Annotated in this window: 27 protein-coding genes and 2 pseudogenes; 15 read left to right on the top strand and 14 right to left on the bottom strand. The window is 66.8% G+C overall.

What is annotated here, in order from left to right; genetic code table 11:
- Positions 1 to 67 precede the first annotated feature (67 nt).
- The 7 genes and pseudogenes from ACH46_RS18670 to ACH46_RS18640 all read right to left on the bottom strand — a co-directional run bounded on the left by ACH46_RS18670 (position 68) and on the right by ACH46_RS18640 (position 7,056).
- Positions 68 to 841, bottom strand: a complete 774-nt coding sequence (locus ACH46_RS18670; RefSeq protein ID WP_157851095.1) for a DUF559 domain-containing protein — start codon at positions 839 to 841, stop codon at positions 68 to 70.
- Positions 842 to 1,267: 426 nt separating this feature from the next.
- Positions 1,268 to 3,349 (bottom strand): DUF2339 domain-containing protein, encoded by a 2,082-nt coding sequence (locus tag ACH46_RS18665; protein WP_062394253.1) that lies wholly within the window; start codon positions 3,347 to 3,349, stop codon positions 1,268 to 1,270.
- Positions 3,350 to 3,427: 78 nt separating this feature from the next.
- Positions 3,428 to 4,081, bottom strand: a complete 654-nt coding sequence (locus tag ACH46_RS18660) for a response regulator (RefSeq protein ID WP_062394252.1) — start codon at positions 4,079 to 4,081, stop codon at positions 3,428 to 3,430.
- Positions 4,078 to 5,277, bottom strand: a complete 1,200-nt coding sequence (gene macS, locus ACH46_RS18655; RefSeq protein WP_062394251.1) for a MacS family sensor histidine kinase — start codon at positions 5,275 to 5,277, stop codon at positions 4,078 to 4,080. Before macS ends, ACH46_RS18660 begins: the two co-directional genes overlap by 4 nt.
- 3 nt (positions 5,278 to 5,280) lie before the next feature.
- A complete protein-coding gene (locus ACH46_RS18650; RefSeq protein WP_062394250.1) occupies positions 5,281 to 6,075 on the bottom strand; it encodes a crotonase/enoyl-CoA hydratase family protein in 795 nt (264 codons plus the stop codon).
- 25 nt (positions 6,076 to 6,100) lie between these two features.
- Positions 6,101 to 6,250 (bottom strand): annotated as a pseudogene (locus ACH46_RS18645) (DivIVA domain-containing protein); the annotation flags it as partial.
- 44 nt (positions 6,251 to 6,294) lie between these two features.
- Entirely contained in the window at positions 6,295 to 7,056 is a 762-nt protein-coding gene (locus ACH46_RS18640) for a nuclear transport factor 2 family protein (protein ID WP_062394249.1), read from the bottom strand.
- 311 nt (positions 7,057 to 7,367) lie between these two features.
- Here ACH46_RS18640 and dnaK point away from each other — a divergent pair, with 311 nt between their 5' ends.
- From dnaK to ACH46_RS18575, 13 genes are all read left to right on the top strand, one after another.
- Positions 7,368 to 9,209, top strand: a complete 1,842-nt coding sequence (dnaK, locus tag ACH46_RS18635; RefSeq protein WP_062394248.1) for a molecular chaperone DnaK — start codon at positions 7,368 to 7,370, stop codon at positions 9,207 to 9,209.
- The gene (gene grpE, locus ACH46_RS18630) at positions 9,206 to 9,841 is read left to right on the top strand and encodes a nucleotide exchange factor GrpE (RefSeq protein ID WP_062394247.1); all 636 of its coding nucleotides are present in this window, start codon (positions 9,206 to 9,208) and stop codon (positions 9,839 to 9,841) included. The genes dnaK and grpE overlap by 4 nt, the downstream gene beginning before the upstream one ends.
- Before the next feature lie 136 nt (positions 9,842 to 9,977).
- Positions 9,978 to 11,162, top strand: coding sequence for a molecular chaperone DnaJ (gene dnaJ, locus ACH46_RS18625; RefSeq protein WP_062394246.1), 1,185 nt, complete (start codon positions 9,978 to 9,980; stop codon positions 11,160 to 11,162).
- Positions 11,163 to 11,169: 7 nt separating this feature from the next.
- The gene (locus ACH46_RS18620) at positions 11,170 to 11,577 is read left to right on the top strand and encodes a heat shock protein transcriptional repressor HspR (protein WP_062394245.1); all 408 of its coding nucleotides are present in this window, start codon (positions 11,170 to 11,172) and stop codon (positions 11,575 to 11,577) included.
- A 103-nt stretch (positions 11,578 to 11,680) separates the two neighbouring features.
- Positions 11,681 to 12,079 carry a DoxX family membrane protein gene (locus ACH46_RS18615; protein ID WP_062394244.1) on the top strand — a complete coding sequence of 133 codons (399 nt, stop codon included), beginning with the start codon at positions 11,681 to 11,683 and terminating at the stop codon, positions 12,077 to 12,079.
- A gap of 196 nt (positions 12,080 to 12,275) precedes the next feature.
- Positions 12,276 to 13,733 carry a Rieske 2Fe-2S domain-containing protein gene (locus tag ACH46_RS18610; protein ID WP_082399823.1) on the top strand — a complete coding sequence of 486 codons (1,458 nt, stop codon included), beginning with the start codon at positions 12,276 to 12,278 and terminating at the stop codon, positions 13,731 to 13,733.
- Positions 13,730 to 14,317, top strand: a complete 588-nt coding sequence (locus ACH46_RS18605; RefSeq protein WP_062394243.1) for a 3-phenylpropionate/cinnamic acid dioxygenase subunit beta — start codon at positions 13,730 to 13,732, stop codon at positions 14,315 to 14,317. Before ACH46_RS18610 ends, ACH46_RS18605 begins: the two co-directional genes overlap by 4 nt.
- Before the next feature lie 7 nt (positions 14,318 to 14,324).
- A complete protein-coding gene (locus ACH46_RS18600; RefSeq protein ID WP_062394242.1) occupies positions 14,325 to 14,639 on the top strand; it encodes a hypothetical protein in 315 nt (104 codons plus the stop codon).
- Positions 14,636 to 15,424 carry a 3-(cis-5,6-dihydroxycyclohexa-1,3-dien-1-yl)propanoate dehydrogenase gene (gene hcaB / locus ACH46_RS18595; protein WP_062394241.1) on the top strand — a complete coding sequence of 263 codons (789 nt, stop codon included), beginning with the start codon at positions 14,636 to 14,638 and terminating at the stop codon, positions 15,422 to 15,424. The genes ACH46_RS18600 and hcaB overlap by 4 nt, the downstream gene beginning before the upstream one ends.
- A gap of 43 nt (positions 15,425 to 15,467) precedes the next feature.
- Complete coding sequence (locus ACH46_RS18590) at positions 15,468 to 15,665, top strand: ferredoxin (RefSeq protein WP_062394240.1); 198 nt, start codon at positions 15,468 to 15,470, stop codon at positions 15,663 to 15,665.
- Positions 15,662 to 16,882, top strand: a complete 1,221-nt coding sequence (locus ACH46_RS18585) for an NAD(P)/FAD-dependent oxidoreductase (protein ID WP_062394239.1) — start codon at positions 15,662 to 15,664, stop codon at positions 16,880 to 16,882. The genes ACH46_RS18590 and ACH46_RS18585 overlap by 4 nt, the downstream gene beginning before the upstream one ends.
- Positions 16,882 to 17,601, top strand: a complete 720-nt coding sequence (gene phtC, locus ACH46_RS18580) for a 3,4-dihydroxyphthalate decarboxylase (RefSeq protein ID WP_062394238.1) — start codon at positions 16,882 to 16,884, stop codon at positions 17,599 to 17,601. Before ACH46_RS18585 ends, phtC begins: the two co-directional genes overlap by 1 nt.
- A gap of 168 nt (positions 17,602 to 17,769) precedes the next feature.
- Positions 17,770 to 18,564, top strand: coding sequence for an IclR family transcriptional regulator (locus tag ACH46_RS18575; RefSeq protein WP_062394237.1), 795 nt, complete (start codon positions 17,770 to 17,772; stop codon positions 18,562 to 18,564).
- A gap of 34 nt (positions 18,565 to 18,598) precedes the next feature.
- Here the strand turns inward: ACH46_RS18575 and ACH46_RS18570 are convergent, their stop codons facing one another.
- The 7 genes and pseudogenes from ACH46_RS18570 to ACH46_RS18545 all read right to left on the bottom strand — a co-directional run bounded on the left by ACH46_RS18570 (position 18,599) and on the right by ACH46_RS18545 (position 24,147).
- Positions 18,599 to 19,384, bottom strand: coding sequence for an ABC transporter ATP-binding protein (locus tag ACH46_RS18570; RefSeq protein WP_062394236.1), 786 nt, complete (start codon positions 19,382 to 19,384; stop codon positions 18,599 to 18,601).
- Positions 19,381 to 19,473: an ABC transporter ATP-binding protein C-terminal domain-containing protein gene (locus ACH46_RS22005; protein ID WP_417935307.1), complete on the bottom strand. Its 93-nt coding sequence runs from the start codon at positions 19,471 to 19,473 to the stop codon at positions 19,381 to 19,383. Before ACH46_RS22005 ends, ACH46_RS18570 begins: the two co-directional genes overlap by 4 nt.
- 192 nt (positions 19,474 to 19,665) lie before the next feature.
- Positions 19,666 to 20,073: pseudogene (locus ACH46_RS22000) on the bottom strand (ATP-binding cassette domain-containing protein); the annotation flags it as partial.
- A gap of 68 nt (positions 20,074 to 20,141) precedes the next feature.
- Positions 20,142 to 21,056, bottom strand: a complete 915-nt coding sequence (locus ACH46_RS18560; protein WP_157851094.1) for a branched-chain amino acid ABC transporter permease — start codon at positions 21,054 to 21,056, stop codon at positions 20,142 to 20,144.
- A gap of 134 nt (positions 21,057 to 21,190) precedes the next feature.
- Entirely contained in the window at positions 21,191 to 22,069 is an 879-nt protein-coding gene (locus ACH46_RS18555; RefSeq protein WP_062394233.1) for a branched-chain amino acid ABC transporter permease, read from the bottom strand.
- On the bottom strand, positions 22,066 to 23,250 hold the full coding sequence (locus ACH46_RS18550) for an ABC transporter substrate-binding protein (protein WP_062394232.1): 1,185 nt from the start codon (positions 23,248 to 23,250) through the stop codon (positions 22,066 to 22,068). The genes ACH46_RS18555 and ACH46_RS18550 overlap by 4 nt, the downstream gene beginning before the upstream one ends.
- Positions 23,251 to 23,397: 147 nt before the next feature.
- The gene (locus tag ACH46_RS18545) at positions 23,398 to 24,147 is read right to left on the bottom strand and encodes an IclR family transcriptional regulator (protein ID WP_335334154.1); all 750 of its coding nucleotides are present in this window, start codon (positions 24,145 to 24,147) and stop codon (positions 23,398 to 23,400) included.
- Positions 24,148 to 24,214: 67 nt separating this feature from the next.
- Here ACH46_RS18545 and pcaH point away from each other — a divergent pair, with 67 nt between their 5' ends.
- Together pcaH and pcaG are read left to right on the top strand one after the other, a co-directional pair.
- Complete coding sequence (gene pcaH / locus ACH46_RS18540; protein ID WP_062394230.1) at positions 24,215 to 24,982, top strand: protocatechuate 3,4-dioxygenase subunit beta; 768 nt, start codon at positions 24,215 to 24,217, stop codon at positions 24,980 to 24,982.
- The gene (pcaG, locus tag ACH46_RS18535) at positions 24,979 to 25,533 is read left to right on the top strand and encodes a protocatechuate 3,4-dioxygenase subunit alpha (protein WP_082399820.1); all 555 of its coding nucleotides are present in this window, start codon (positions 24,979 to 24,981) and stop codon (positions 25,531 to 25,533) included. The genes pcaH and pcaG overlap by 4 nt, the downstream gene beginning before the upstream one ends.
- Positions 25,534 to 25,538: the final 5 nt, after the last annotated feature.

Raw genomic sequence — 25,538 nt, 5'->3', positions numbered from 1 at the left:
GCCCGTCTCGAAATCCTCGGCCCCCGAATCCATCTCACAGATGGATTCGGGGGCCGAGATCTTTCGTTCAGGACAGTTCGCCCCGGCGAGCGGCGACGGCGCGCACCACCTGCGTCATCGACTCCTCGCGGTGGTGGTTGAGCAGCTTCCACGAGTAGGCCAGCGGCAGCCAGCCCGCCGTGGCGATCGCGTTGGCCTTCGTCAGATCGCGGTTCTGGCGGTCCTCCCATCGGTGAAACGAATAGCCGTGGATCTCGATCGCGATCCGCTCCTCGGGGAAGACGAAGTCGTACCGGTAACCGCACAACCAGACCTGTTGCTTCCATCCGGTGAGCCGTTCCTGACGCAGCAGCTTCACGAAGAGTCGCTCCGCCTCGAACTCCGACTCGCCCGCCGCGATCGCCATCAGCTTCCGCGCGCGACCGAGACCGTGGATCCCCCTGTTCCGATCCAGGGCCGCGGTCAGTTCGGGGACCGTGACGACCTCCTTCTGAATCATCCGGTCCAGGAAGTTCAGCGCTTCGTCGTCGTCGAGCATGGCCGTGGCACCGAGAATCGACAACGCCGGTGCGGTGACCGTCACGCCGTTCACCTCGACGACGTCCTCGCTGGGGTAGGTGCGACGACGAAGGTCGGCGGGGATGTCGCAGCGCGCCCTCGTCTTGCATCCGCGGGGAATCGAGGCCGTGACCTCGGGTGGATGGTCGTGGCGGAAGCCGTGCCACCAGGCGGCCGACAGCCGATCGATGACGGCAGGTCTCGCCGCGGCGATCGCGCGGATCCGTGCGGCTTCGGTGAGTCGATGCTCCACGGAGAGGAAGACTCCGCGCGCAGGACTCACCCAGAGTCCGCGTTTCACCCGGGACTCGACCTGAGCCTCCGTGAATCCGCAGTTCAGTGCGTCGGCGATGGTGATGATTCCGTCGTTCGCCGCGAGGTGGTGCGCTACCGCGACTTCCGGACTTTCTGTCCAATGCGCTGTTATCGGTGAAATCTCCCCCATGATGATTAGACGCAGCGGCGGCCGGATCGGTTCCATTCAAAAATCTCGGCCCCCGAATCCATCTCACAGATGGATTCGGGGGCCGAGATTTTCTGCCAGTGCTTAGGCCGTGTTGGATGAGTCCCTTTGCCTGTCTCGGCGGCCCGATGAACGCCTGGCTGCGTTGTCGTCGGTCGACATAGCTACCGCTATGCCTCCCTCCTCCGCCTTGCCAGCCGTCCATCGGATCCACCGACCCAAGGCAGTGGACTCATCCAACACGGCCTAGGCGGCCGGGCGACCGACCGGCTGGGCCTGCTTCTCGCCCGAGGTGAGGCTCTGCGCGTATGCCACGCCGAGGGACAGGAGGACCAGTCCGGCGACGATGAAGGCGATGACGCGGAAGACACCGGCGAGAGCGGTGAGGTCGAACAGGAAGAGCTTCGCGATCGCGGCCGTCAGGACAGCGAGCCCGGTGGCGAGGGCCAGCGACCGGGCCGATCCGGTCAGTGTGCGCGCCCACATCAGGACCGCGGCCGCGGCACCGAACCAGATCAGGGTGGCCGCCATGTGGCCGCCGCGGAAGCCGCCGACCGAACCGCCGGTCGCCAGGTTGCCGATGCTGATGCAGGCCTCGGTGATCAGCCAGAGGTCGATGAGGCCGCCGACCAGCCAGATCTGCTGGGCGTGGACGGGGAAGTGCTCACCGAACTCGTGGGCCAGCAGCGTCACGGCCGAGAGGCCGAGGAGGGCGCCGACCAGTAGGGTCGCCTGGCCGGTGGAGTCCAGCGAGCCCGGGACCAGCACCTGCTCGGCACCGCCGATGGCGAGGAGCGTCGCGAGTCCGAGAGACCCGAAGACTCCGGCGATGATGCGGGTGGCGTCGGCGAGGTCGCCCGCCCACCGGCTCGCGACGATCACCACGATCGCAGCACCCAGGAAGCCGAGCGAGAGCGTGTCGCCGCGGAGGGCGATGCCGAGTGCCAGGGCGGCGAAGACGGCGCCGCCGCTCAGCCACACTGCTCGGCACACGAACGGGACGGATGTACGACCGCGCGTCGCGACCGCGGCGAGGGCCATCAGCAGACCGCCGAGGGCGACGGTGGCGCTCGCGGTGGGACGGTTCAGGATCTCGCTGCCACCCATGATCGGCAGGGGGATGCTCGCCACGACAGCGGTCAATCCGAGGATCACGGCGCGACTGCTCGACGGCGCCAGCACGACCACGGATCCCACCGCCAGGGCCAGGTTGACCAGTCCGGTCAGAACCAGCAGCCAGGCGTCAACGTCGGCGATGCCGTTCGCCACCGCCATCAGCGGCAGGGTGGTCGCGACGGTGTTGACGACGAACAGGGCGGTCCAGTCGCGGCCGACCTGAATCCACAGGGTCGACGCGGCGTACACCAGCATGAAGCAGACCAGCGTCGCGTCGACGCCTGCGGAGACGACGGGTGCGAACACCAGCAGCGGGATCGACACCATCAGCCCGAGCGTCTGGCTGTCCCACCGGTGCGCCAGCCACAGGCCTCCTGCTCCGATCGCGCCGCCGAGGATCAACGCGGCCACCTCGGGCAGCCAGTGGTAGATGGACGTCGCGGCGAGGACGTCGAACAGTGCGGCCGCGACACCGGTGGCGACCAGCGCGAGTGCGCCGGAGCGCTTCTCCTCGCGACGACCGATCCGAGCGCCGACCGTGACCAGTGCGGCGGCGAACACGGCACCGCCGAGGACCCGGATCTCGGGCCGCAGAAGACCCGCCTGCGCGGCGAGGACCAGCAGCAGCACGATGCCGATCAACGTGATGCCGACACCGACCGCGGCCAGGATGCGGCCGATCAGACCGCGCTCGGCGGCGTCGGCCAGACGTTCGCCGAAGCTGCGGGTGTCGGCCGGCGGCTGCGGGGCGGGGAACTGCGTCCACCGTGACTGAGCGGTCGCGCCCGACGGCGGGGGACCGAAGGGCGTCGGCGTCGTCGCGGTCATGTACTGCAGCATCGGGCTGCTGGGCACGGGGTTGTGGGGCGCGGCGTTGTTCGGCGCAGGGTTCGCGGGTCGGGGTGCGGCCGCGGGCTGCGGCTGGGGGACCGGGGGCATCTGATGAACCGGAGTCGGCTGCCGCGGTTCCTGAGCGGTCGTCGGCCGGGGCGCCTGCTGCGGCGGAGCCTGGACCGCGGCCGCAGCAGGTGCCGGCGCGGGGGCGGGAGCCTTCGTCTCCGACCGTTCGGCGAACGCGGCGACCGCCGTGTCCGCAAGTCGTTCGGCGAGGGCGGCGAAGTCGTCGGACACCGCCGACATCTGGCCCGCGATGCTCGACAGCTCGTCGCCGAGGCGGGCCGCCGTGACTGCTGGATCCATGTTGTTCTGCATGCATTCAAGCCTCGTCGGCGAGGGCCGTTCGGACATGCGCAGAACTACTCAGACGGCGTGGTCACTTACGCGTGCGGGTCACTGCTCCTCGTCGAGGCCGTGCTCGATCGCGTAGCGGGCCAGCTCGACGCGGTTGCCCAGCTGCAGCTTCCGCAACGCGGCGCCCACGTGGTTCTCGACGGTGCGCGGACTGATCTCCAACCGCGTCGCGATCTGCCGCGACGACAGCCCCTTCGCGACGTGCCGCAGCACCTCGATCTCGCGCTGCGTCAGCGTCGGGGTGTCGGGTGCGGGCGACCGTGCGATCCGCCGGTACTCGCCGAGCACCAGCCCGGCCAGGCCGGGGGTGAACACGGCCTGCCCGTCTCCGGTGGCGCGGACCGCGGCCACCAGCTCCGACCGCTGCGCGCTCTTCACCAGGTAGCCCAGCGCACCGGCTTTGATGGCCTCGAGGACGTCGTCGCGCTCGTCGGACGCCGACAGCACCAGCACCCGTGCCGTCGGGTGGGCTTCGAGGACCTTCGCGGTCGCGACGGCACCCGATCCGTCGGGCATCTGCATGTCCATCAGAACGACGTCGGGCCGGACCGCCGCGGCGCGGGCGGCCGCACTGGCGCAACCGTCGGCCGTCGCGACCACGTCGAATCCCTCCTCGGTCAGGTCGCGGGCGACGCCCTCGCGCCACATCGGGTGGTCGTCCACGACCATCACGCGGAGCGGTGTCTCGGTCATGGCTGATCCTCTGTGCGGTCGACGGGGACGGTCAGCTCCCATTCTGTCCCGGCCCCGGGGGCGGACTCCAGGCGTGCGGTGCCGCCCAACTCCTCGATCCGCCCTATGATCGACCGCGAGATGCCCATCCGGCCCTCGCTGACCGCGGACTCCAGCCGGCCGGGCTCGATCCCGACGCCGTCGTCGCGGATGCTGACGACCACTTCGTCGTCGAGGTCTTCCAACAGCACGAACGTCCGGGCGGCGGGACCCGCGTGCCGGGCGACGTTGTCGAGGATGTTCCCGACCGCGGCGAGGATCTCGCGGACCACCGCGGCGTCGAGCAGCACCGCTTCGCCGGGCGTGCTGACCTGGATCCGCTCGTCCGAGAGCGCTCGGAGAGCGGGCCCCAGATCGCGGGCGGCGGCGTCGGAGATCGTGGGCGGGGCGTCGGCGATCAGGTGGCGCAGCACCCGTTCCTGTTCGGCGGCGAGATCTGCGAGTTCCGTGGTGGGACCGCCGATCTCGCGTCCTCGGCGAGAGATCAGCGCCAGTACCTGGAGCACGCCGTCGTGCACCTCGCGCGCGAGTCGCTCCCGTTCGGCGGCACGTGCAGCCAGCTGGATGGCGGAGGTGAGTCGCGCGTGCATCAACCGTGCGCGGGAGGCGCCCATGCCGACGGCCATCGATGCCGCGATCAGCAGGATCGCGGTGGCGTTGCGGCCGAAGTTCATCATGATCTCGCCCTTGACGTAATAGTTCGCGACGCTGATCGCGACGGCGCCGACCAGACCCCAGCGCGCCCCGCCGATCAACGCCGCGGACAGGGCGGCGTTGGTCATCCAGAGCGTGGTGGGCCAGGTCTGGTTGTCGGCGATCCAGTCGCGGGAGGCGACGAACTCGGTCGACAGCATCATCGCCATCGACACGATCACTTCCGTCGCGACGAACCACCAGCGTCGGCCGAACCCTGCGAGATAGCCCGTCGCCCACCAGATGTTGGCGAGTACCAGGACCGCGAACAGGATCCACGCGACCGCAGGATGCTCCAGATCGCCGTTGACGGCCACTACGAAACCCAGGGCGTAGACGAAGCTGACCAGGCGGAAGATCTGGGTCGCCCGCCACAGCGGACCGACGGGATCGTCGTCGTCCAGCCCGCGCCACAGGGCGGCGGGATCGGCGGGGAGCGCGGCGGTGCGCGGAGGGCGACTCACGATTCAGACCTGGCGGTCGAGGAACTGCGGCTTCTCCTTCGCGAGGCCGGCCTTGCGTGCGATCGCCGCGTTCCTACCGCGCAGCAGTCGCAGTTGCAGGGCCTGTTCTACCGGGAAGCCGAGTCGCGAACCGCTGTACCAGGTGTTCTCGAACAGGATCTTCGACGACGCCACAGCGTCCGGCGACCGCTGCTTGACCAGTTCCACGAAGGCCTCCGCCGCCGCGTACGGGTCGTCGTGCACCTCGCTGATCAGCCCCCAGCCCAGGGCCTGCTCGGCGGAGAAGACCTCGCCGGTCATCGTGAGCCGCTTGGCGACGTCGATCGAGGTCAGCTGCGCGATGCTCGCCGACAGCGACATGTCGGGGATGAGGCCCCACTTGGCTTCGAGGATCGAGTAGTCGGCGGAGGGGGTGCTGTATCGGAAGTCGGCGCCGAGGGCGATCTGCAGGCCGCCTCCGAAGCAGTGCCCGTCGATCACCGCGATCACCGGCACCGGGACGCCGCGCCACGCCCAGCCCGCGGCCTGGAAGTTGTTGGCCGCCGACGACCGTTTCGGCACCATGTTCCGCAGGATCCGCGCGCGTTCCCTACCGGCCGACGCGAAGTCCAGTCCCGAGCAGAACGACGGCCCCTCGCCGGACAGGATCACCGCGCGGATGCTTCGGTCCCGGCCGACGCGGTCGGCGGTCTTCGCGAGGTCGTCGATCATGTCGAGGGTGAGGCCGTTGTGCTTCTCGGGGCGGTTGAGTCGCACATGCGCCACCTGGTCGCGGACCTCGTAGTCGATGTTCGTCATAGGGACATCATGGCGGGTGTCACACCTGTTCGTACTTCGAGAGGCGTTCGCGCAGTTCGATGACCGTCATCTCCACCAGATCCAGGAAGGCATCCACCTCGTCCTCGTTGTAGCCGCGCTTGCCGAACGGCGGCTTGCTGAAAGCGACGTAGTGGATGTCCTCGGGAGTCAACATGCGGTCACGATAGCGGAGGGTGCCGACGTCGGCGCGGCGCGCGATCACGCGTCGACGTACACCGTCACGTCGGTCAGCGTTCGGTGGGTGAATCGGCACATCGCGACGGCGTGCTCGGTCTCCCCGGACGGACGGCCGCGAGTCAGGCTCAGCGTCACGTAGTCGCCGGCGGCGATGGCCTTGCCGACGTGCCAGCCGATGAGTTCGTCGCGGAGGGTCGACGACGGCACGGCCGGGGCGGCGTCGTAGGTGACGGGGGCGTCGGAGGCGACCGGGTCGTCGAAGAAGGCGGCGGCGATCCGTTTGTGCGCGGCACCGGTCCGGACGAAGCCGCGAGCGAAGCCGAGGGAGCCGGCGAGGCCCTGGTTCTTGAGGAGCCGCAGCGACAGCCGTCCCGACACCGGCAGCGCGCCGGCGCCCTTGCCGAGCATCTGGCCGACCATCGACGGGAGTTCCCAGTGCGCGTACAGCCCGGCGATCCGGCTCGGCGAGGCGAGCACGTACCGCAGGTGAGCGGGCACCAGGAGGGTGACGCCGTCGGCCATCTGGATCTCGAGGGTCAGATCGCGGACCACGGTGTCGCCGCAGACGATGTCGTGCTCCGGGTGGAAGACGACGGTGTTGGGGGCGATGAAAGTGTCGTAGAAGGCGCCGAGCTCCTCGCTTCCGCGGTGCGGTGCGGAGCCGACGGGGTCGTTGACGAGCCCGCCGTCGTCGAACAGCGCCAGCCATGCGGTCCTGTCGTGATCCGCGACCGCGGTCGGCGACTTCTCGGCGGTGGCCAGCATGGCTTCTCTGATCTCCATTGGGTGCTTCCGTTCTCGATCTCGAAATCTGTAACACGTTCTAGTCGCACACCCTAGTGGACGTGTCGCAGTGACGAGCCTCACGCAAGATTGAGCGATATCCGCTCAACTTCGTGGAATGAAACGCCCCTGCGTGGAGTTGAACCGATCGAGAAACTTGAGTGTCAAGCGCTCAACAAGGTTGACGTCGATCAGAACCTCGACTAAACCTGAGTCGCAGGCGCTGAGGTTTCGCAAGACCACGCAGGCCTAAACGGCCCCAAGAACTACCCGGCCTATCAACGGACGAGCCGGAACTAGGAGGAACACACATGTCACGTGCTGTCGGAATCGACCTCGGCACCACCAACTCCGTGGTGTCGGTGCTCGAAGGTGGCGAACCCACCGTCATCGCCAATGCCGAAGGCTCCCGCACCACCCCGTCGGTCGTCGCGTTCGCGCGCAACGGCGAGGTCCTGGTCGGCCAGCCCGCCAAGAACCAGGCGGTCACCAACGTCGACCGCACCATCCGTTCGGTCAAGCGCCACATGGGCACCGACTGGACCGTCGCTATCGACGACAAGAAGTACACCCCGCAGGAGATCAGCGCCCGCACGCTGATGAAGCTGAAGCGCGACGCCGAGGCCTACCTGGGCGAGGACGTCACCGACGCGGTCATCACCGTCCCGGCGTACTTCAACGACTCGCAGCGTCAGGCCACCAAGGAAGCCGGCCAGATCGCCGGCCTCAACGTGCTGCGCATCGTCAACGAGCCCACCGCCGCCGCACTGGCGTACGGCCTCGACAAGGGCGAGAAGGAACAGACCATCCTGGTCTTCGACCTCGGCGGCGGCACCTTCGACGTCTCGCTGCTGGAGATCGGCGACGGTGTCGTCGAGGTTCGCGCCACCTCGGGTGACAACAACCTGGGCGGCGACGACTGGGACGAGCGCGTCGTGGAATGGCTGGTCGACAAGTTCAAGGCGTCGTCGGGCATCGACCTCACCAAGGACAAGATGGCCATGCAGCGTCTGCGCGAGGCCGCGGAGAAGGCGAAGATTGAGCTCTCCGCCTCGCAGAGCACCTCGATCAACCTGCCGTACATCACCGTCGACGCGGACAAGAACCCGCTCTTCCTCGACGAGCAGCTCTCGCGCAGCGAGTTCCAGAAGATCACCAGTGACCTGCTGGATCGCACCCGCAAGCCGTTCCAGGCCGTGATCAAGGATGCGGGCATCTCTGTCGGCGACATCGACCACGTCGTCCTGGTCGGCGGCTCCACCCGTATGCCGTCGGTCACCGACCTGGTCAAGGAGCTGACCGGCGGTCAGGAGCCGAACAAGGGCGTCAACCCCGACGAGGTCGTCGCGGTGGGTGCAGCGCTCCAGGCCGGCGTCCTGCGCGGCGAGGTCAAGGACGTGCTGCTGCTCGACGTGACCCCGCTGTCCCTCGGCATCGAGACCAAGGGCGGCGTCATGCACAAGCTGATCGAGCGCAACACCACCATCCCGACCAAGCGCTCGGAGACCTACACCACCGCTGAGGACAACCAGCCGTCGGTGCAGATCCAGGTGTACCAGGGTGAGCGCGAGATCGCGTCGCACAACAAGCTGCTCGGTTCGTTCGAGCTCGGCGGCATCGCACCGGCTCCGCAGGGTGTCCCGCAGATCGAGGTGACCTTCGACATCGACGCCAACGGCATCGTGCACGTCACCGCGAAGGACAAGGGCACCGGCAAGGAGAACAGCATCCGGATCCAGGACGGCTCGGGCCTCTCGAAGGACGAGATCGACCGCATGGTGAAGGACGCCGAGGCACACGCCGAAGAGGATCGCGCTCGCCGCGAGGAGGCCGAGACCCGCAACCAGGCGGAGTCGCTGGTCAACCAGACCGAGAAGTTCCTCAAGGAGAACGACGACAAGGTTCCGGCCGACGTCAAGGAGAAGGTCGAATCGGCCGTCGCCGACGCCAAGGAGGCGCTGAAGGGCACCGACACCGCTGCCGTCCGCAGCGCCGTCGAGAAGCTGTCGGAGGTCTCCCAGGAGATGGGCCAGGCGATCTACGCCAGCGCTCAGGCCGAGGGCGAGAGTGCCGCGGCCGCCGGTGACGCCGGCGCCGACGACGTCGTCGACGCCGAGGTCGTGGACGATCCTGCCGAGGGTGAGTCCAAGTGACCAATCCCGAGGAGAACGTCGACGAGCCGGTCACCGTGACCGACAACCGGCGGATCGACCCCGAGACGGGTGAGCCGCGCACCGCCGCGGACGCCGGACACACCGATGCCGGACAGGACGGGGGCGCCGCGGACGACGCGGCGGCCCAGCCCGCCGGTGACGAAGCCGTCGCCGACGAGACGAACGGTGATCAGGCGAGCAACGCTGACGCACAGGTCGCAGAGCTGACCGAGGCGCTTCAGCGGGAACGCGCTCAGTTCAACAACTTCCGTCGGCGCAGCGCCGAGGAACAGCTCCAAGCCGTCGACCGCGGCAAGGAGATCCTCGTCAAGAAGCTGCTGCCGATCCTCGACGACCTCGACCGTGCCCGCGCGCACGGCGATCTCGAGACGGGCCCGCTGCGGGCGTTCGCCGACAAGCTCGGCGACGTCCTGGCGGGGGAGAAGCTGGCGAAGTTCGCGGAGCCGGGAGAGGCGTTCGATCCCGAACTCCACGAAGCAGTGCAGAACGACGGGAGTGGCGACACTCCGGTCATCGGCAACGTCTACCAGGTGGGCTACCGCCTGGGCGACAAGGTGATCCGCCACGCCGTCGTGACGGTCACAGATCCGGCACCCGCACCGGAACAGTGATGTGCGCGCGGGGCCGCGGACGGGTTCGCGCCCGCCGCGGCCCCGTCGCCGCTGCACTCACACACCTGCGGACCCGTGCACCTCAAACCAGGAGCGGCACATCACAACCACAGACTTTTTCAGGAGGTGACGTCTGATGGCAGTACAGCGTGAATGGCTGGAACGCGATTTCTACGCGGACCTCGGCGTTTCTTCCGACGCCACCGCCGACCAGATCAAGAAGGCCTACCGGAAGCTCGCCCGCGAGCTGCACCCGGATGCCAACCCGGGCGACAAGGCGGCCGAGGAACGATTCAAGAAGGTGTCGGAAGCACACAGCGTGCTGGCCGACGAGAGCAAGCGCAAGGAGTACGACGAGGCCCGCAGCCTGATGGCCAGCGGTCGCTTCCGCGGCGGCAACGGCGGTTTCGGGGGCGGCGGCTTCGGCGGTTCCGGTGGCAGCACCGGCGGATTCGACATCGGCGACCTCTTCGGCGGCGGTGGTGCGGCCGGCGGGGGCGGCGGACTGGGCGACCTGTTCGGCGACCTCCTCGGTGGACGCGGCCGGTCCGCGGGCGGTGGCACCCGTCAGCGGCGCGGCAACGACCTCGAGACCGAGACCACGCTCGCCTTCCGCGATGCGGTCCAGGGATCCAAGGTGACACTGCGCGTCACGAGCCCCTCCCCGTGCACCAACTGCCACGGCAGCGGGGCGAAGCCGGGCACCAGCCCGCGCACCTGCCCCACCTGCAACGGCACCGCCTTCGTCAACCGCAGCCAGGGACACTTCGGCTTCTCCGAACCCTGCCCCGACTGCCAGGGCACCGGCACCAAGATCGACGACCAGTGCCCCGACTGCCAGGGCTCCGGCATCACCGTGCGTCCGCGGACCATCAACGTCCGCGTCCCGCAGGGCGTCGAAGACGGTCAACGGATCCGCCTCGCCGGACAGGGCGAGGCCGGCATGCGCGGTGCGCCGTCGGGCGATCTGTACGTGACGGTTCACGTGCTGGCCGACAAGGTCTTCACCCGCAGCGGCAACGACCTCCGCGTCGAACTGCCGGTGTCGATCTCCGAACTGGTCCTCGGAGCCACCGTCTCGGTCCCGACGCTCGACGGCTCCGTCGGCGTCAAGATCCCGGCGGGGACGTCCGACGGGCGTACGCTGCGCCTCAAGGGGCGTGGCGTTCCGAAGCGGTCGGGCGGCTCGGGCGACCTGCTCGTCACCGTGAAGGTGGCGGTCCCGACCTCGCTCGACGACGCTGCGACCGCAGCGATGAAGCAGTACGCGGAGGCCGAACGCGCAAGCGGCTTCGACCCCCGCGCCGGATGGGGGCGGTGAATGACCCATGGCAGGCAACGAACGACGCAGGAGTGACGAGGTCGCGGACGCGGCCACGTTCATGATCTCGGTGGCGGCGGAACTGGCGGGCATGCACGCCCAGACGCTCCGCACGTACGACCGGCTCGGGCTCGTGACCCCGCAGCGCACGCGCGGCGGCGGTCGCCGGTACTCGAACCGCGACGTCGAGATGCTCCGCGAGATCCAGCGTCTCTCGCAGGACGAGGGCGTCAACCTCGCGGGCATCAAGCGGATCATCGAATTGAGTGACGAGGTGGAGGCCCTGCACAAGCGGGTCGACGACCTCGTCCACCAACTGGAGCACGCCACGCGCGCCCGCCACGGCGAGCTGGTTCCGGTTCCCCGGACCAACGCGCTCGTCGTCTGGCAGCCGCGGAGCAAGCGCACCCGCTGACCCGGCCGGTCCGACCACCACAGCGCCGCCGACACTCGTGTCGGCGGCGCTGTGCTGCCGGTACCCTCGCTTCCAGCAGTTCCCACCTCGAAAGGACACCCGCATGCGCCTTCTTCACGCCGCAGGCCGAGCCCTCACCGGCATCCCGTACATGATGCTCGGGTACGACGCCGCCACCGAGCCGGGCGGTCGCGTCGACGCCGCCGCACCGCTGCTCGACCAGGTCCGCAGTGTGGTGCCGGTGCCGCTCGACAACGACACCATCGTCCGCGCCAACGGTGCCGCGATGGTCGTCGGCGGTGCGATGGTCGCGACCGGTCTCGGCGCCCGTACGGGTGCCGGCCTCATCGCCGCGTCGCTGGTCCCGACCACATTCGCCGGCCACGGCTTCTGGGAGATCGACGACCCGATGCAGCGCAAGATGCAGCAGGTGCAGTTCGTCAAGAACATGTCGCTGCTCGGCGGTGCGCTGGTGATCCTGGCGGGTGGCCGGAAGGACTAGCTTGCTCTGAAGAGCAGAAACAAGGGCCGTCGACGGAAGCTGTCGACGGCCCTTTTTGCATCGCTGCGGGCCGCGTCTGCGCAGGTCGACGCGCCTGAATGTGGTGTGGGTCGCACCGGGTGAACAAGAACGCTTGCATCACGAATCTCTGTCAGGCAGAATGCATATCTGTAAATCAGAGACTGATGGAGGAAGTATGACTGACCACTCCGCCACGTTCGAAGCTGTGCGTGCAGGGATGATCCCCGCGCACATCTACAACGACAAGGAGATCTTCGAGCTGGAGAAGGGACGATTGTTCAGTCGTTCCTGGCAGTTCGTTGCACACGAATCGGAGATCCCGGACGTCGGCGACTACGTGGTCCGTCGTGTCCTGGACGACTCGTTCATCGTCAGTAGGGACAGCAAGGGCGAAGTGCGCGCCATGTTCAACATGTGCCTGCATCGCGGCATGCAGGTCTGCCGTGCAGAGATGGGCAACGCCTCGCACTTCCGATGCCCGTACCACGGCTGGTCGTACCGCAACGACGGTCGCATCATCGGTCTTCCGTTTCACCAGGAGGCGTACGGCGGCGAGGAGGGCTTCGCAAAGAAGGGGCAGACGCTGCTGCCTGCACCGTCGATCGACAGCTACAACGGACTCATCTTCATCAGCCTCGATCCGAACGCGGAGTCGTTGAAGGACTACCTCGGCGATTTCGCCTTCTACTTGGACTACTACACCAAGCAGAGCAAGGGCGGCCTGGAGATGCGCGGTCCTCAGCGGTGGAGGATCAAGGCCAACTGGAAGATCGGCGCCGAGAACTTTGCGGGCGACATGTACCACACGCCTCAGACACACACGAGCGTCGTGGAGATCGGGCTCTTCCGTGAACCGAAGGCGGAGAAGCGTAAGGACGGCAACACGTACTGGGCCGGCAACGGTGGCGGCACCACGTACAAGCTGCCCCCCGGCAGCTTCGAGGACAGCATGCGTTACGTCGGTTACCCCGACGAGATGATCGAACGCATGAAGGAGACCTGGTCGCCGGAGCAGCTCAAGGTGATCGGCGAGAACGGATTCATGGTCTCGGCGGCGTCGATCTTCCCGAACATCAGCCTGGTCCACAACTGGCCGAAAGTGGAGGAGCACAGCGACGAGGTCCTGCCCTTCCTGACTCTTCGCCAGTGGCAGCCGATCAGCGAGAACGAGACCGAAGTCCTCTCCTGGTTCGTCGTCGACAAGGACGCTCCGGAGGAGTTCAAGGCGCTGTCGTACAAGGCCTACCTGATGTGCTTCGGCAGCACCGGAATGTTCGAGCAGGACGACGTCGAGAACTGGGTGTCGCTGACCAACACTGCGGCCGGATCGATGGCGCGGCGCCTCCACCTGAACAGTCGGATGGGCATGAAGATAGACGGCTCACCGGTGGTTCCCGCCCTCGGGCCGGACGAGTTCGCCGGTCCCGGTGAAGCACATGTGGGCTACGGCGAATACAACCAGCGGCATCTGCTGGAACGGTGGGTCGACTACCTCGAACGCGAGCCGAACGAGGTCGACGCCGTGTCGATAGGCGGCCTAGTCCGCGGCAACGTCGGGGGGACCACCTGCGATTCGCCCTGCGGGGACGCGACCACCGAACCGACATCGAATCAGGAGGCTGTGAGCCGATGACCACCTACTACCCGATCGACGGCGGTCGTTCACAACTCGGCGGCTACGCATCCACGACGGTGCGCGCCGGTGCGACGTTGCCGTTCGACGATGCCCGTCACCTGCAAGCCCATCGCTGGCTGGTCGACGAGACCTACATGCTCGACGAGCAGCGTTACACGGATTGGCTCGGTGTCCTGACCGACGACATCCACTACTACATGCCGGTGAAGGTCACCACGGCGCTCGGATCCGGCTACGACACGGCGCCCGGCATGGCTCACTTCGACGAGAACAAGTACTCGCTGAGCCGCCGCATCGCGCGGTTTGCGACCGAGCACGCCTGGACCGAAGATCCGCCGTCCCGACTCAGGCACCACCTCGGAAACGTGCGGACCTTCGCCACCGAGAACGAGGACGAGTTGGTCGTCGACTCCGCGATGCTGCTGTTCCGCAGCCGCGGCGACGTCCGTGAGGCCGCATTCGTCTCCGCGGGCCGCGAGGACCTGCTTCGCCGTGTCGATGGGCGTTGGCTTCTGGCTCGTAGGCACATCGCCGTCGATGAGTCGGTTCTGCGCATGCAGAACCTGGCGATCTTCCTGTGAGGCACTGATGGCGAATCTCGAATGGGAAGGCAGTGCAGAAGATCGGCAGGCGGCGGCGGACGCGTTGCGCGAACGAGAGAGCCTGCTCGCGCAAGCGACGGGCGAGCCCATCGTCATCGCCAATGAGTTCGCTGAGACCCGCGTCATCCGGGTGGAGACGCGCAATGGGGCCAGATTGCTGATCGATTCGCCGAAGTCTGGACAGTGGATCACGTTGGACCCGCTCGAACTGGAGTCGCTGACCTGGCAGAATGCGGCAACTCTTTCGGCCCTCGTCGGCCATCCGTTCGGTCCGTTGATTTCGGATGAGGACGAGCAGTGACCGGCTGGCTGCAAGGGCGACGCGCACTGGTGGTCGGAGCCGGATCGGGAATCGGGCGGGCAGTCGTCGATGCCTTCCTCTCGGAGGGGGCTTCCGTGGCCATCCTGGAGAAGGACGAAGCGAAGTGCCAGGCCGTGCGCGATGCGCTGCCGAACGTCCCGGTCACCTGTGGAGACGCCACGACGCGCGAGGCCAACGAAGCAGCGGTCGCGGCCACTGTGGACGCATTCGGCGGCCTTGATCTGCTGGTGAACTGTGTCGGGATCTTCGACTACTACCGAGGGCTCAGTGAGCTGGACTCGGAGGTCCTCGACGAAGCCTTCGACGAGATCTTCGCGGTCAACGTGAAGTCGCAACTGCACTCGGTGAAGGCCGCTCTGCCGGCGCTGCGCGAGGCTGACAACGCGTCGATTCTGTTGACTGAGTCGACGTCGGCCTACTACCCCGGGCGCGGGGGTGTCCTCTATGTCGGTTCGAAGTTCGCAGTCCGCGGGATCGTGACCTCGCTCGCCTACGAACTCGCGCCCGACATCCGAGTGAACGGCGTGGCGCCAGGAGGGACCCTGAACACCGACCTGCGCGGACTGAGCAGTCTGGGACTGCACGACCGCAGCCTCGGATCCACACCCGGGCGAGAGAAGGAACTGCAGGCGAGGGTGCCGCTCGCGGTGGCACTCGACGGTTCCGACCACGCGTGGAGCTACGTGTTCCTCGCTTCTGACCGATCCCGAGGGATCACCGGAGACGTCGTTCACCCCGACGGCGGTATCGCAGTCAAGCGCTGACCGAATCTCCGCAATTTCAATTCAGTACTAGAAGGAACGTGCCATGGCCAAGATCATCGCCGACCTCAATGCCTGCCAAGGCTATGCAAACTGCGTCGTCGCAGCCGACGACGTCTTCGACATCGACGACGACGGCAAAGTCGTGCTGCTGAAGATCGAAGTGCCGGAGAACGATCGAGCGCGCGTCGAGGAAGCCGCACGCAGTTGCCCCGTCTCCGCGCTGAAGGTCGTGGACGGGTGACCGTCGTCATCGTCGGCGCCTCCGTCGCCGGCGTCCGCACAGCACAGGCTCTCCGATCGGAGGGATACACGGACCGGATCGTGATCGTCGATCGCGAAGACGAACTCCCGTACGACAAACCTCCCCTGTCGAAGGCTCTGCTGTCCGGAGCATCCGATGCGGACTCGATCAGGCTGATCACCGACGACGAGATAGCTGAGACGAACCTGGAATTGCTGCTCGGCGTCGAGGTCACCGGAGTCGACCTGCAGAATCGCTCGGTAGACATGGCCGATGGGACGCCGCTCGCCTACGACGATCTGGTCATCGCGACCGGCGCTGACGCACGTCGAGGGCCGTGGGCGCCGTCGGCGCGCATCCATGTGGTTCGCACGCTCTCGGACGCGCGCGGACTGCGGGCAGACCTCGACAGGGGTGGACCCGTCGTCGTCATCGGCAGCGGTTTCGTCGGCGCCGAAGTGGCGGCGACCGCGCGGGGCCTCGGGCTCGAGGTGCATCTCGTCGACATGGCGATGGCCCCGATGGGCCGCGCGTTCACCGAATCTGTGGCTCACGCGTTCTCGACCTTGCATGCGGACCGCGGGGTTCAGTTGCACTTCGGCTCCGGAGTGGACGAGATCGTGGAGACAGACCGTGGCCTGGTGGTGCGATTGACCGACGGAACACAGCTCTCGGCCGCGACCGTGGTCGTGGGCATCGGTGCCTCGCCGAACACGGGATGGCTGGGGTCGTCCGGTCTGACTCTCGACGACGGAGTCGTCTGTGATGAGTTCCTCCGCGCCCACGGACACGAACACGTGTACGCCGCGGGTGATGTGGCGCGCTGGCGCTCGTGCTCGTCGGGCGAACTGGTGCGCGCCGAGCACTGGACCAACGCGGTCGACCAGGCTCGATGCGTGGCGCGGAACATCGTTCAACCGGACAGCACCCAGGCCTATTCGGCAGTCGAGTACGTGTGGACCGACCAATACGACTGGAAGATCCAAGTGGTCGGACACCATGAGGGCGCCGCCGAGGTTCGAACGCTCGGGGATCCCGACGACGGGCGATTCGCGGTGCTCTACGGCGACGACAGCGGGGAGTTGATCGGCGCGGCGATAGCGAACTGGCCGAAGGCATTGATCACGGCCCGCAGGGGCGTAGCCGGGGGTCTCGACGTGGCAGCGGCGGTCCGTCGCCTTCAGCCCGCCGTCGCAGCCGATGCGGGGGAGAACTGATGTCGGCCATGGATGCAGAACGCGACCTGATCGCCACCGCCTGCCGGGTGCTCGCCGGGCGCGGCCTCGCTGACGGGATCCTGGGACACATCAGTCTTCGGATGAGTGAGGACACCCTGTTGGTTCGGTGTCGTGGTCCGCGCGAGCGGGGCCTGGCCTGGACGGAGCCCGACGACATCCGGCTCGTGCATTTCGACGGGAGCGAGGCGGCCGACGGGGCATTGAACGGCTACCAGGTCCCCAACGAACTGCCGTTGCATGTCGCTGTACTTCGGAGTCGCCCCGATGTCGCGGCCGTTGTTCACGCCCATCCGGCTCAGGTCGTCGCAGCCGATCTCGCGGGTATCCCGATTCGCCCGATCGTCGGGGCGTTCGACATCCCGGGAGCGAAACTCGCGGCCGGCGGAGTGCCCGTCTACCCGCGTGGCGTGCTGATTCGGAACCGTTCGCTCGCCGATGAGATGGTCGACGCGATGCAATCACGCCCCGTGGTCCTGCTGCGCGGCCACGGGCTGACCAGCGCCGCGACCACGGTGCAACAGGCGGTCCTGCAGGCGGTCAGCGTTGACGGCATCGCACGTCTCTCGCTGCAGATCCGTGCGGCAGGCGGCGTCCTCGCGGACTTGTCGGCCGCAGACATGGCTGAGCTTCCGGACCTCGGGTCCGGGTTCAACACCGGAGTGGCTTGGCAACACGAGGTCGCTCGCCTCGGCAGCTGACTCCGCGACGAAGACGAGGCCCCGTCTCGGGGCGGAGTCCTCGTTGGTCACACGACATTTCGGTGGACCGTGACGGCGTCGGTCAGTCGCATGATCATGCCCAGTTCGCGTGTTTCGAAAGTGGAATGCCGCTTAGGAATAATCGACACACGACACTAGGGTGGGAATGTGACTGCCGACGCCGCAAAGTTCGCTCCTGCGCCAGAGCACACCGACCCGCCGCAGTATCCGATCGAGTCGGTCGACAATGCTCTGCGTCTACTGTGGCTGCTCAGTTCACGAAAATCTCTTCGTCTGACGGATGCTAGCCAGTATCTGGGCGTGGCGTCGTCGACTGCTCATCGGGCGTTGGCGATGTTGCAGTATCGGGGTTTCGTCAAACAGAATCCGACGACGCGCGCCTATGAGGCGGGACCTTCGCTCGACACGATCGCGCTGGCATTGCTTCGGCGGTTGGACATTCGAGATCAGGCGCGTCCTGCACTCGAACGCTTGAATCAGCGATCTGACGAAACGGTGCATCTCGGCACTCTCGACCGCGCGACGGTGCACTTCCTCGTATCGATCGAGAGCAGTAAAGCGGTCAGAGTTGCGTCCCGTTCCGGCCGTTCCATGCCTGCCCATTGCACGTCGACGGGCAAGGCGATGCTCTCGTTGCTGACTGATGACCAGGTGATTGCGCTCTACCCGACCGAGGAACTGGAACAGCTGACGCCGGCGTCGGTGGCGACTCGTTCCGAGCTGCTGAACGAACTCGCGGCCGTTCGTCGACGCGGTTATGCGTACAGCGACGAGGAGAGCGAGGACGGTGTCTGCTCGGTCGCCGCGCCAGTGGCGGGTGCATCGACGCCGGCCGCGATCAACATCTCCGTCCCGGTGAACCGTATGAATGCGAAGCGGCGGAAGGAACTCGCGGCGTTGCTGCGCGAGTCCGTGGAAGAGGTCGAAGCCGCACTCGGCTGAGTACGGCTTCGATGACGGCGGGTCCTTCGGGCGGTCAGCCCACGGCGTCGATCTCCTCGAAGATCCGTCGGGGAAGCTGCGCGTGCACAACGTCGTCGACGAGTTCCGATGTCGATGAACCCAGGTAGTGATTGCTGACATCGGGGTCATTGACGAGGGTTTCCGCGGTGTCCTGCCGGACGACGGATCCGTTCTCCAGGATGACGCCGTAATGCGCGACGCCGAGTGCTGCGGTGGCGTTCTGCTCGGCGAGCAGGACGCCCATGCCCCGCGCGGTCAATGTGCTCAGGACCGACAGGATCTGCGCGACGATCTGGGGCGCCAGTCCGAGTGACGGCTCATCGAGGAGCAGATAGGCGGGGCGGCGGACGAGCGCGCGTGCGACAGCGAGCATTTGCTGCTGGCCTCCGGACAGGAGACCGGCCTCGCGCTGTGCGAATTCCTCCAGGATCGGGAACAGGGCGAAGGCGTCGTCGATGCGTTCCGTGCGGTCGGCTCCGCGAATCCCGGTGCCGTGCATCCCCAGAATGAGGTTCTGCATCACGGTCAGCTCCGCGAAGACCTGCCTGCCCGCGGGAACCAGACTGATTCCGCGACGGGTTCGGTCGGCAGCGTCGAGCTTGCCGAGGTCCTGGTCGTCACACGTGATGGTGCCGCTGACTGCACGATGAACGCCCGAGATGGCGTGAAGAAGCGTCGATTTGCCTGCACCGTTGGCGCCGAGTAGCGCGACCGCCTTGCCGGGCTCGACGGTCAGGTCGATGTCGCGGAGGACGCCGACACGTCCGTATCGTGCACAGAGATTCTTGCATTCGATCATTGATCCACTCCCAGGTAGGCCTTGCGGACGGCGGGGTCTCCGCGCACGTCCTTCGGTACGCCCTCGGCGATGACTCGCCCCGCATCCATGACGGTGATCCGATCGCTGACCGCGAGAACCAGTGCCATGTTGTGCTCGATCAGAACCATGGAGATCCCACCGGTGCGCACTGCCCGCAGCACATCGGCGAGCTCACGCGTCTCACTGTCGTCCAGCCCGGCTGCGGGCTCGTCGAGAAGCAGCAGATCCGGTGCGCCGGCGAGGCCGCGGGCGACCTCGACCAGTCGCTGAGCGCCCGCTGGGAGGGCCGGTGCGAGAGTGTCGGCGAAGTGTCGCATGTCGAGGAAATCGATCAGTTCGTCTGCGCGAACAGTCAACTCCTTCTCCTCGCGTCGTGACCGGGCGAGCCGGAACGCATCCGAGCCGAAGCGGGCCCGCGTGAAGCGGTACGCCCCGAGCATCACGTTCTCCCGAACAGTCAGGCTCGGAACCAGTCGAGCGGATTGAAAGGTCCGCATCAGGCCGCGGGAAGGCAGTTCGCGCGGCGACAGGCCGACGAGTTGATCACCCTTGAACTCCACGGAGCCCGAGTCCGGCTTGGTGAATCCGGTCACGAGGTCGAGGAGGGTGGTCTTGCCTGCGCCGTTGGGGCCGATGACTGCGCGGATCGTGCCGGCGTCGACGTCTAGATCGACGGATTGAACGGCAGCCACGCCGCCGAAACTTCGGGACATGTCGCGAACTGAGAGGAGGGCGGTCATCGGTGGGTCTCCGATCCGTTCGGTGAGACGTCGGGGGCGGTTGTTCGAGGCGTCAGGCGATGCTTCACCGACGCGATGCCCGAGAGGATGGCACCCCAGAGGCCGCTCGGAAAGTACGTCATGACGATGATCAGGACCACGCCGGCGACGAGCGGCATCCAGTTGCTGAAGGTCTGTCCGACCTGAGGGAGTCCTTGGATCAGCAGGGCGCCGATGAGCGGTCCCACGGCGCTCCGCGATCCACCGATCGCCACCATGATCACGATGCTGAAAGCGATCGTCACATTGACCATTTCGGGCGAGAAGTACCGTAGGTAGAACGCGTACAGGGACCCCGCCAGGGAGGCAGTGACCGCGGAGACTGCGAATGCCTTGGCCTTGTAGTGCGAGGCTTGGATGCCCAGCATGCCAGCAGCGATCGAATCGTTCCCGACAGCGGCGAGGGCTCGGCCGGTCTGCGAGTTGCGCAAGTTGCTGGTGATCCACGCTGCAGCGAGTCCCAAGGCGAGCAACAGGTAGTAGTTCGCGGTGTCGGAGAACACGACGACAGATCCGAACTGGAGACTCGGAATCCCCGCGGTGCCGGACGGTCCGCCTGTCACAGAGGTCCACGCCGTGCTCAACGATGCCGTGGCGACAGCCAGACCGAGAGTGGCGAGTGCGAAGTAGTAACCGCGAAGCCGAAGGAATCCCGCACCGAAAACGAGGGCGACGATGCCGGACAACACCGCTAGAAGGACCGCGGCGACGGCGGTCGGGACGTGGAGTTTCATCGTGAGCACGGCGGCGCCGTAGCCGCCGATCGCCATGAAGAGGGTCTGCCCCAGCGACACCTGGCCCGCCTGTCCGATCAGCGGAGTCAGGCCGATGCTCGCGAGATAGAAGATGCCGACGGTGACCAGAAGGCTCATCTGCGAGGGCACGACGAACGGAATGAGAATCGCGACGACAAGGGCGGCGAGTGGAAGTGCACCGCGAGTCAGAAGGCGTGTCTGCGGAGCCGGCCGAGGCGCGTTCGTCGCGGTCGATGGGCTGGTTGCGGTGGTCATCGGCGAACCCTTTCCGGCGTTCCGAAGATTCCTTGCGGTCGAACCAGGAGGACCGCGACGAGGAGGCCGATGGCGGCCAGTTGTGCGATATCGGCGGTCCAGTACTGGCCGAAGACACCCTGCAGGAGGCCGAGCAGAAGGCCGCCTGCCACCGCACCGACATTGCTGCCGAGGCCACCGGCCACCGCTGCGATGAAGCCGGCGACGGCGTAGGGGGTCACGGTTGTGAACTGGAGGAAGGTGATGGGAATGATGGTGCTTCCAGCGAGTGCGGCCATCGCGCCGGCGAGTGCGAAGGCAATCAGACGCATGCGGTCGACGTGGATTCCCTGCAGACGGGCGGCGGCCGGATTGGAGGCGGTGGCGCGCATCGCGAGACCGATCTCAGTCCGGTGCAACAGGAGCCACAATCCGACGATCGCGAGGATCAGCGCACCTGCCAACCAGAAGTACTGGGTGGGAATCTTGACGCCGCCCCAGTTGAGCGGAGCAGACGCGGTGAACGCGGGCATCGTGTACGGCAGGTTGCCCCAGCCGACGAGGAGAATGCCGCCGACGGCCTGCAGCATTCCGACTGTCACGAGGAGGAGTCGTTCGGGCGTCGCGCGTTTCGCGGCGGGTCGGACGATGGCGTAATCGACGACGATCATTCCCGCAGCGAAGATGACGACCACGATCGGGACGACTGCCAACGAACTGATTCCCAGGTTCGTCTGAAGGGAGACCGCGGTCAGGGCCGCGAGGACGACGAACCCGCCCTGAGCCAGGTTGATGATGCGGCTGATCGAGTAGACGATCGACATGCCGAGTGCGATGAGTGCGTACACACATCCGTCGGCGAGGCCGCCGAGGAGAGTTTGAAGCGTTCCGCTCATTGCTGTCCTCCCACGAATTCGAATCCGTCCGTCGTCACCTTCACGACACCGACGTCCTTCCTGGTGAGGCCACGCCGGTCGCCGGGGCTGAACTGGTAGTTGCCGACGACACCGGGGAAGTCCTTGATGCCCTCGAGTTCCGTGCGGGCCTTCTCCGAATCTCCGTTCGCTCGGCGAAGGGCCTCGACGAGGAGCCGGACGCCGTCGTAGGCGACGCCGGGGCCGAAATCGGGGAGCTCGTTGAAGGCGGCCTGGTAGTCGCCGTGATAGGTCTCTTCGATGGTGCGGACCTCGTCACTCGGGAGGGCTTCGGGAGCCCAGAAGTCGCGTGTCGCCGGAATCAGCAGGGGATCGGGAAGAAAGGCCTTGATGCGGTCGACGAACGCGTGCGTCAGATTGCCGTCGGTGGTGGCCACGGGGACGTGGAGGCCCACCAACCGGAGTCCCTGGAAAGCGACGCCGGCACCGGCGCCGGTGGCCCAGACGACCAGACCCTGTGGCGCGGTTCGGGCGATCTGACCGAGCTGTGCGGTCACTGAGACCGCATCCGGGATGAAGGTGCTCGCCGCTGTCAGGACCATTCCGGGTTCGCCGGCGATGGCCGCCTTGACTGCTTTCGCTCCATCGGAGCCGGAGGAATCTGTCGAACTCAATAGGCCGATCTTGGTGATTCCCTGTGCTTTCCAGTACTCGACGAGTGCCACCGCGAGATCTTCGGTGGATACGCTCGCAGACCATTGCCAGCCGTCCGACTTGGGGCGGACGCCAGGGGACAGGCAGTAGTCGACGATCTTCGCCGTGGCGACGAGTTCTTGGATCGCCTTGCAGGGGCCGGAAGTCGACGGTCCGACGATGCCGTCGACTCGTCCGAGCATTTTGCGAACCTGAAGCACGGTCTGGGAGGGATTGGACTGGTCGTCGGCGGTGATGAGCTCTACGGCCTTGCCGTTGACGCCGCCGTTCTTGTTGATCTCGTCGATGGCGAGCCGCGCTCCCTGGAGCTCGCCGATTCCGAGCTGACTGGCAGGACCGGTCTGGCTGGTGACCAGTCCGATAGTCAGTTTCCCGTCATCGACGGAGCTGGGCAGTGCGCAGGCGCTGACTGCGGTGATGGATGCAAGGGCGATCGAAGTCAGCCCGAGTAGGCGTCTGAAGACGTGTTGAGCTCGTTCACGCTTCACTGGACTTTTCCTCTGTGAAGAACATTTCTCTGTTTTACAGTGAGTCGTCGCACACGTCAAGACTCCGTGAGAGTCCCGTCACTGCGGGGTGAGGTGGCTCGGCTGCGATGTGTTCGGTTGTCGTGCGTCGCCTGGGGGCGCTGCGCCCTAGAGTCTTCTCCCGATCGCCCGCGCCGCGACCTGCAGGGCGGCGAGGGCTCGCCCGTGGTCGCCGGACTGGCTGTCGAGCACTGCGCCGACTGCGGCGACCACCTCGCCGCCGCGCCGGATCGGCACGGCGACGGAGCTGGCGCCGATGGTCATCTCGTCGTTGGTCCGCGCCCAGTCGTCGCGCCGGATCTGTCGGAGTTCGCGGTCGAGCGCGCGGGCGTCGGTGATCGTGTAGGGCGTCACCGGAGTCAGATTCGCCAGGACCTGCTGCTGGATGTCTCCGGGTGCGTGCGCCAGCAGTACTTTGCCGACCCCGGTCGCGTGCAGGGGCAGAGTGGATCCGACGTCGCTCACGATCTCCACCGAGGTCTGCCCGCGGAGCCTCTCCAGATACAGGACCTGGGTCCCGTCGCGGACCGCCAGATGGATGGTCGACGGTGTCGCGGCGTACAGGTCGTGCAGGAACGGCGACGCCTTCTTGCGTAGGGTCGCCTCGACGGGGGCGAGCAAGCCGACCTCCCACACTGTTCGGCCGACCACGTACTCCGAGCCGGCGTGTTCCAGGAGTCCCTCGTTGACCAGGTCTGCGATCACTCGGTGGGTTGTGGACAACGGCAGTCCGGCCCGGCGGGAGATGGCGGTCAGCGGCAACTGTCGATGGTGCTCGTCGAAGCTGCGCAGCACGGCCGCCACGCGGGCCACCATTCCTGGTTTTGCCGGTCTGTCGCCGTCGGCTTGAGCGCTCACAATCCCAATTCTTCCACTCACCGGAAGATTCTCGGAGCCGTTGGGTCTGGTGGATCACGATTGCTTCATGAACGGGATTCAAGACACACAGGGCGTGATCGACGCCGAGATCGCGGCCATCGCCGCGAGCGCCGCGCAGAGCGGCGTCGAAGAGACCGCGGTGCGCGTGGACTACCCGCCGTACCGGTCCAGCCGACTGCGGCACCCCACCAAGGAACTGCACCATGCGGACCCGGAGACGGTGGAACTGTGGGCGCCGTGCTTCGGTGACTGGGATGTGGACCCCCTCGAATCCGACCTGACGATCGGGCACGCCAGCGAGCCCATCGGGGAGCGGACCATCGTGACCGGCCGTGTCGTCGACGGGCAAGGGCGGCCGGTCCGCGGTCAACTCGTCGAGATCTGGCAGGCCAACGCAGGCGGACGCTACACGCACAAGCGTGACCAGCACCCGGCCGCGATCGACCCCAACTTCACCGGTGCCGGTCGGGCGTTGACCGATGACGACGGCAACTACGCGTTCACGACCATCAAGCCCGGGCCCTACCCGTGGCGCAACCACCAGAACGCGTGGCGCCCGGCGCACATTCATTTCTCTCTGTTCGGAACGCAGTTCACGCAGCGACTGATCACCCAGATGTACTTCCCGGGCGACCCCTTGATCCCCCTCGACCCGATCTATCAGTCGCTCACCTCCCAGCGGGCGCGCGATCGACTCGTCGCCCAGTACGACCACTCGGTCACCAGCCACGAGTGGGCCACCGGGTACCGCTTCGACATCGTCCTCACCGGCAGCGACCGCACGATGTTCGAGACCGAAGGAGACCACCAGTGAGCGAGTTGCTCCCCCCGACCCCGGGGCAGACCATCGGCCCGTTCTTCCACCCGGGCATGCTGTACGACGGCGACCGGGACCTCGTGCCGGCCGGTTCGGTCGGCTCGATCCTCTTCCACGGTGTCGTCTACGACGGCGACGGTGTGCCGGTGCCAGACGCCATGATCGAGATCTGGCAGGCGGACGCCGCGGGCACGGTGTCGCAGAGCACGGGATCCCTCCGCCGCGACGGCTGGACGTTCTCCGGATTCGGTCGGGCCTCCACCGGCCGCGACGGCCGATACACCTTCTCCACCGTCACCCCCGGCGTCACCGAAGAAGGCAGACCGCCGTTCTTCGCGGTCACCGTCTTCGCCCGCGGCCTGCTCGACCGGCTGTTCACCCGCGCGTACCTTCCCGGCAACGACATGACCGGCGACGCGCTGTGGAACTCCGTTCCCGCCGATCGTCGGCCTACGCTACTGGCAGAAGCCGACGGCCAAGGGTTCCGTTTCGACGTCCACCTGCAGGGCGACGACGAGACGGTGTTCCTGCGCTACCCCGGGATGTGACGACG

Source organism: Gordonia phthalatica, assembly GCF_001305675.1.
GTDB classification, from domain to species: Bacteria; Actinomycetota; Actinomycetes; order Mycobacteriales; family Mycobacteriaceae; genus Gordonia; species Gordonia phthalatica.
The sequence above is the reverse complement of the archived record's forward strand: the minus strand, read 5'-3'. Positions and strand labels throughout refer to the sequence as shown.

Bases quoted from the DNA above. Each gene is read 5' to 3' on its own strand.
- ACH46_RS18660 (WP_062394252.1), bottom strand. From the start codon at position 4,081: ATGACCGAGACACCGCTCCGCGTGATGGTCGTGGACGACCACCCGATG.
- ACH46_RS18615 (WP_062394244.1), top strand. From the start codon at position 11,681: ATGCGCCTTCTTCACGCCGCAGGCCGAGCCCTCACCGGCATCCCGTAC.
- dnaJ (WP_062394246.1), top strand. From the start codon at position 9,978: ATGGCAGTACAGCGTGAATGGCTGGAACGCGATTTCTACGCGGACCTC.
- ACH46_RS18560 (WP_157851094.1), bottom strand. From the start codon at position 21,056: ATGAGCCTTCTGGTCACCGTCGGCATCTTCTATCTCGCGAGCATCGGC.
- phtC (WP_062394238.1), top strand. From the start codon at position 16,882: ATGTCGGCCATGGATGCAGAACGCGACCTGATCGCCACCGCCTGCCGG.
- pcaH (WP_062394230.1), top strand. From the start codon at position 24,215: ATGAACGGGATTCAAGACACACAGGGCGTGATCGACGCCGAGATCGCG.
- ACH46_RS22005 (WP_417935307.1), bottom strand. From the start codon at position 19,473: ATGGATGCGGGGCGAGTCATCGCCGAGGGCGTACCGAAGGACGTGCGC.
- ACH46_RS18570 (WP_062394236.1), bottom strand. From the start codon at position 19,384: ATGATCGAATGCAAGAATCTCTGTGCACGATACGGACGTGTCGGCGTC.
- ACH46_RS18605 (WP_062394243.1), top strand. From the start codon at position 13,730: ATGACCACCTACTACCCGATCGACGGCGGTCGTTCACAACTCGGCGGC.
- ACH46_RS18665 (WP_062394253.1), bottom strand. From the start codon at position 3,349: ATGCAGAACAACATGGATCCAGCAGTCACGGCGGCCCGCCTCGGCGAC.
- ACH46_RS18640 (WP_062394249.1), bottom strand. From the start codon at position 7,056: ATGGAGATCAGAGAAGCCATGCTGGCCACCGCCGAGAAGTCGCCGACC.
- ACH46_RS18590 (WP_062394240.1), top strand. From the start codon at position 15,468: ATGGCCAAGATCATCGCCGACCTCAATGCCTGCCAAGGCTATGCAAAC.
- ACH46_RS18610 (WP_082399823.1), top strand. From the start codon at position 12,276: ATGACTGACCACTCCGCCACGTTCGAAGCTGTGCGTGCAGGGATGATC.
- ACH46_RS18600 (WP_062394242.1), top strand. From the start codon at position 14,325: ATGGCGAATCTCGAATGGGAAGGCAGTGCAGAAGATCGGCAGGCGGCG.
- ACH46_RS18555 (WP_062394233.1), bottom strand. From the start codon at position 22,069: ATGAGCGGAACGCTTCAAACTCTCCTCGGCGGCCTCGCCGACGGATGT.
- ACH46_RS18650 (WP_062394250.1), bottom strand. From the start codon at position 6,075: ATGACGAACATCGACTACGAGGTCCGCGACCAGGTGGCGCATGTGCGA.
- ACH46_RS18620 (WP_062394245.1), top strand. From the start codon at position 11,170: ATGGCAGGCAACGAACGACGCAGGAGTGACGAGGTCGCGGACGCGGCC.
- dnaK (WP_062394248.1), top strand. From the start codon at position 7,368: ATGTCACGTGCTGTCGGAATCGACCTCGGCACCACCAACTCCGTGGTG.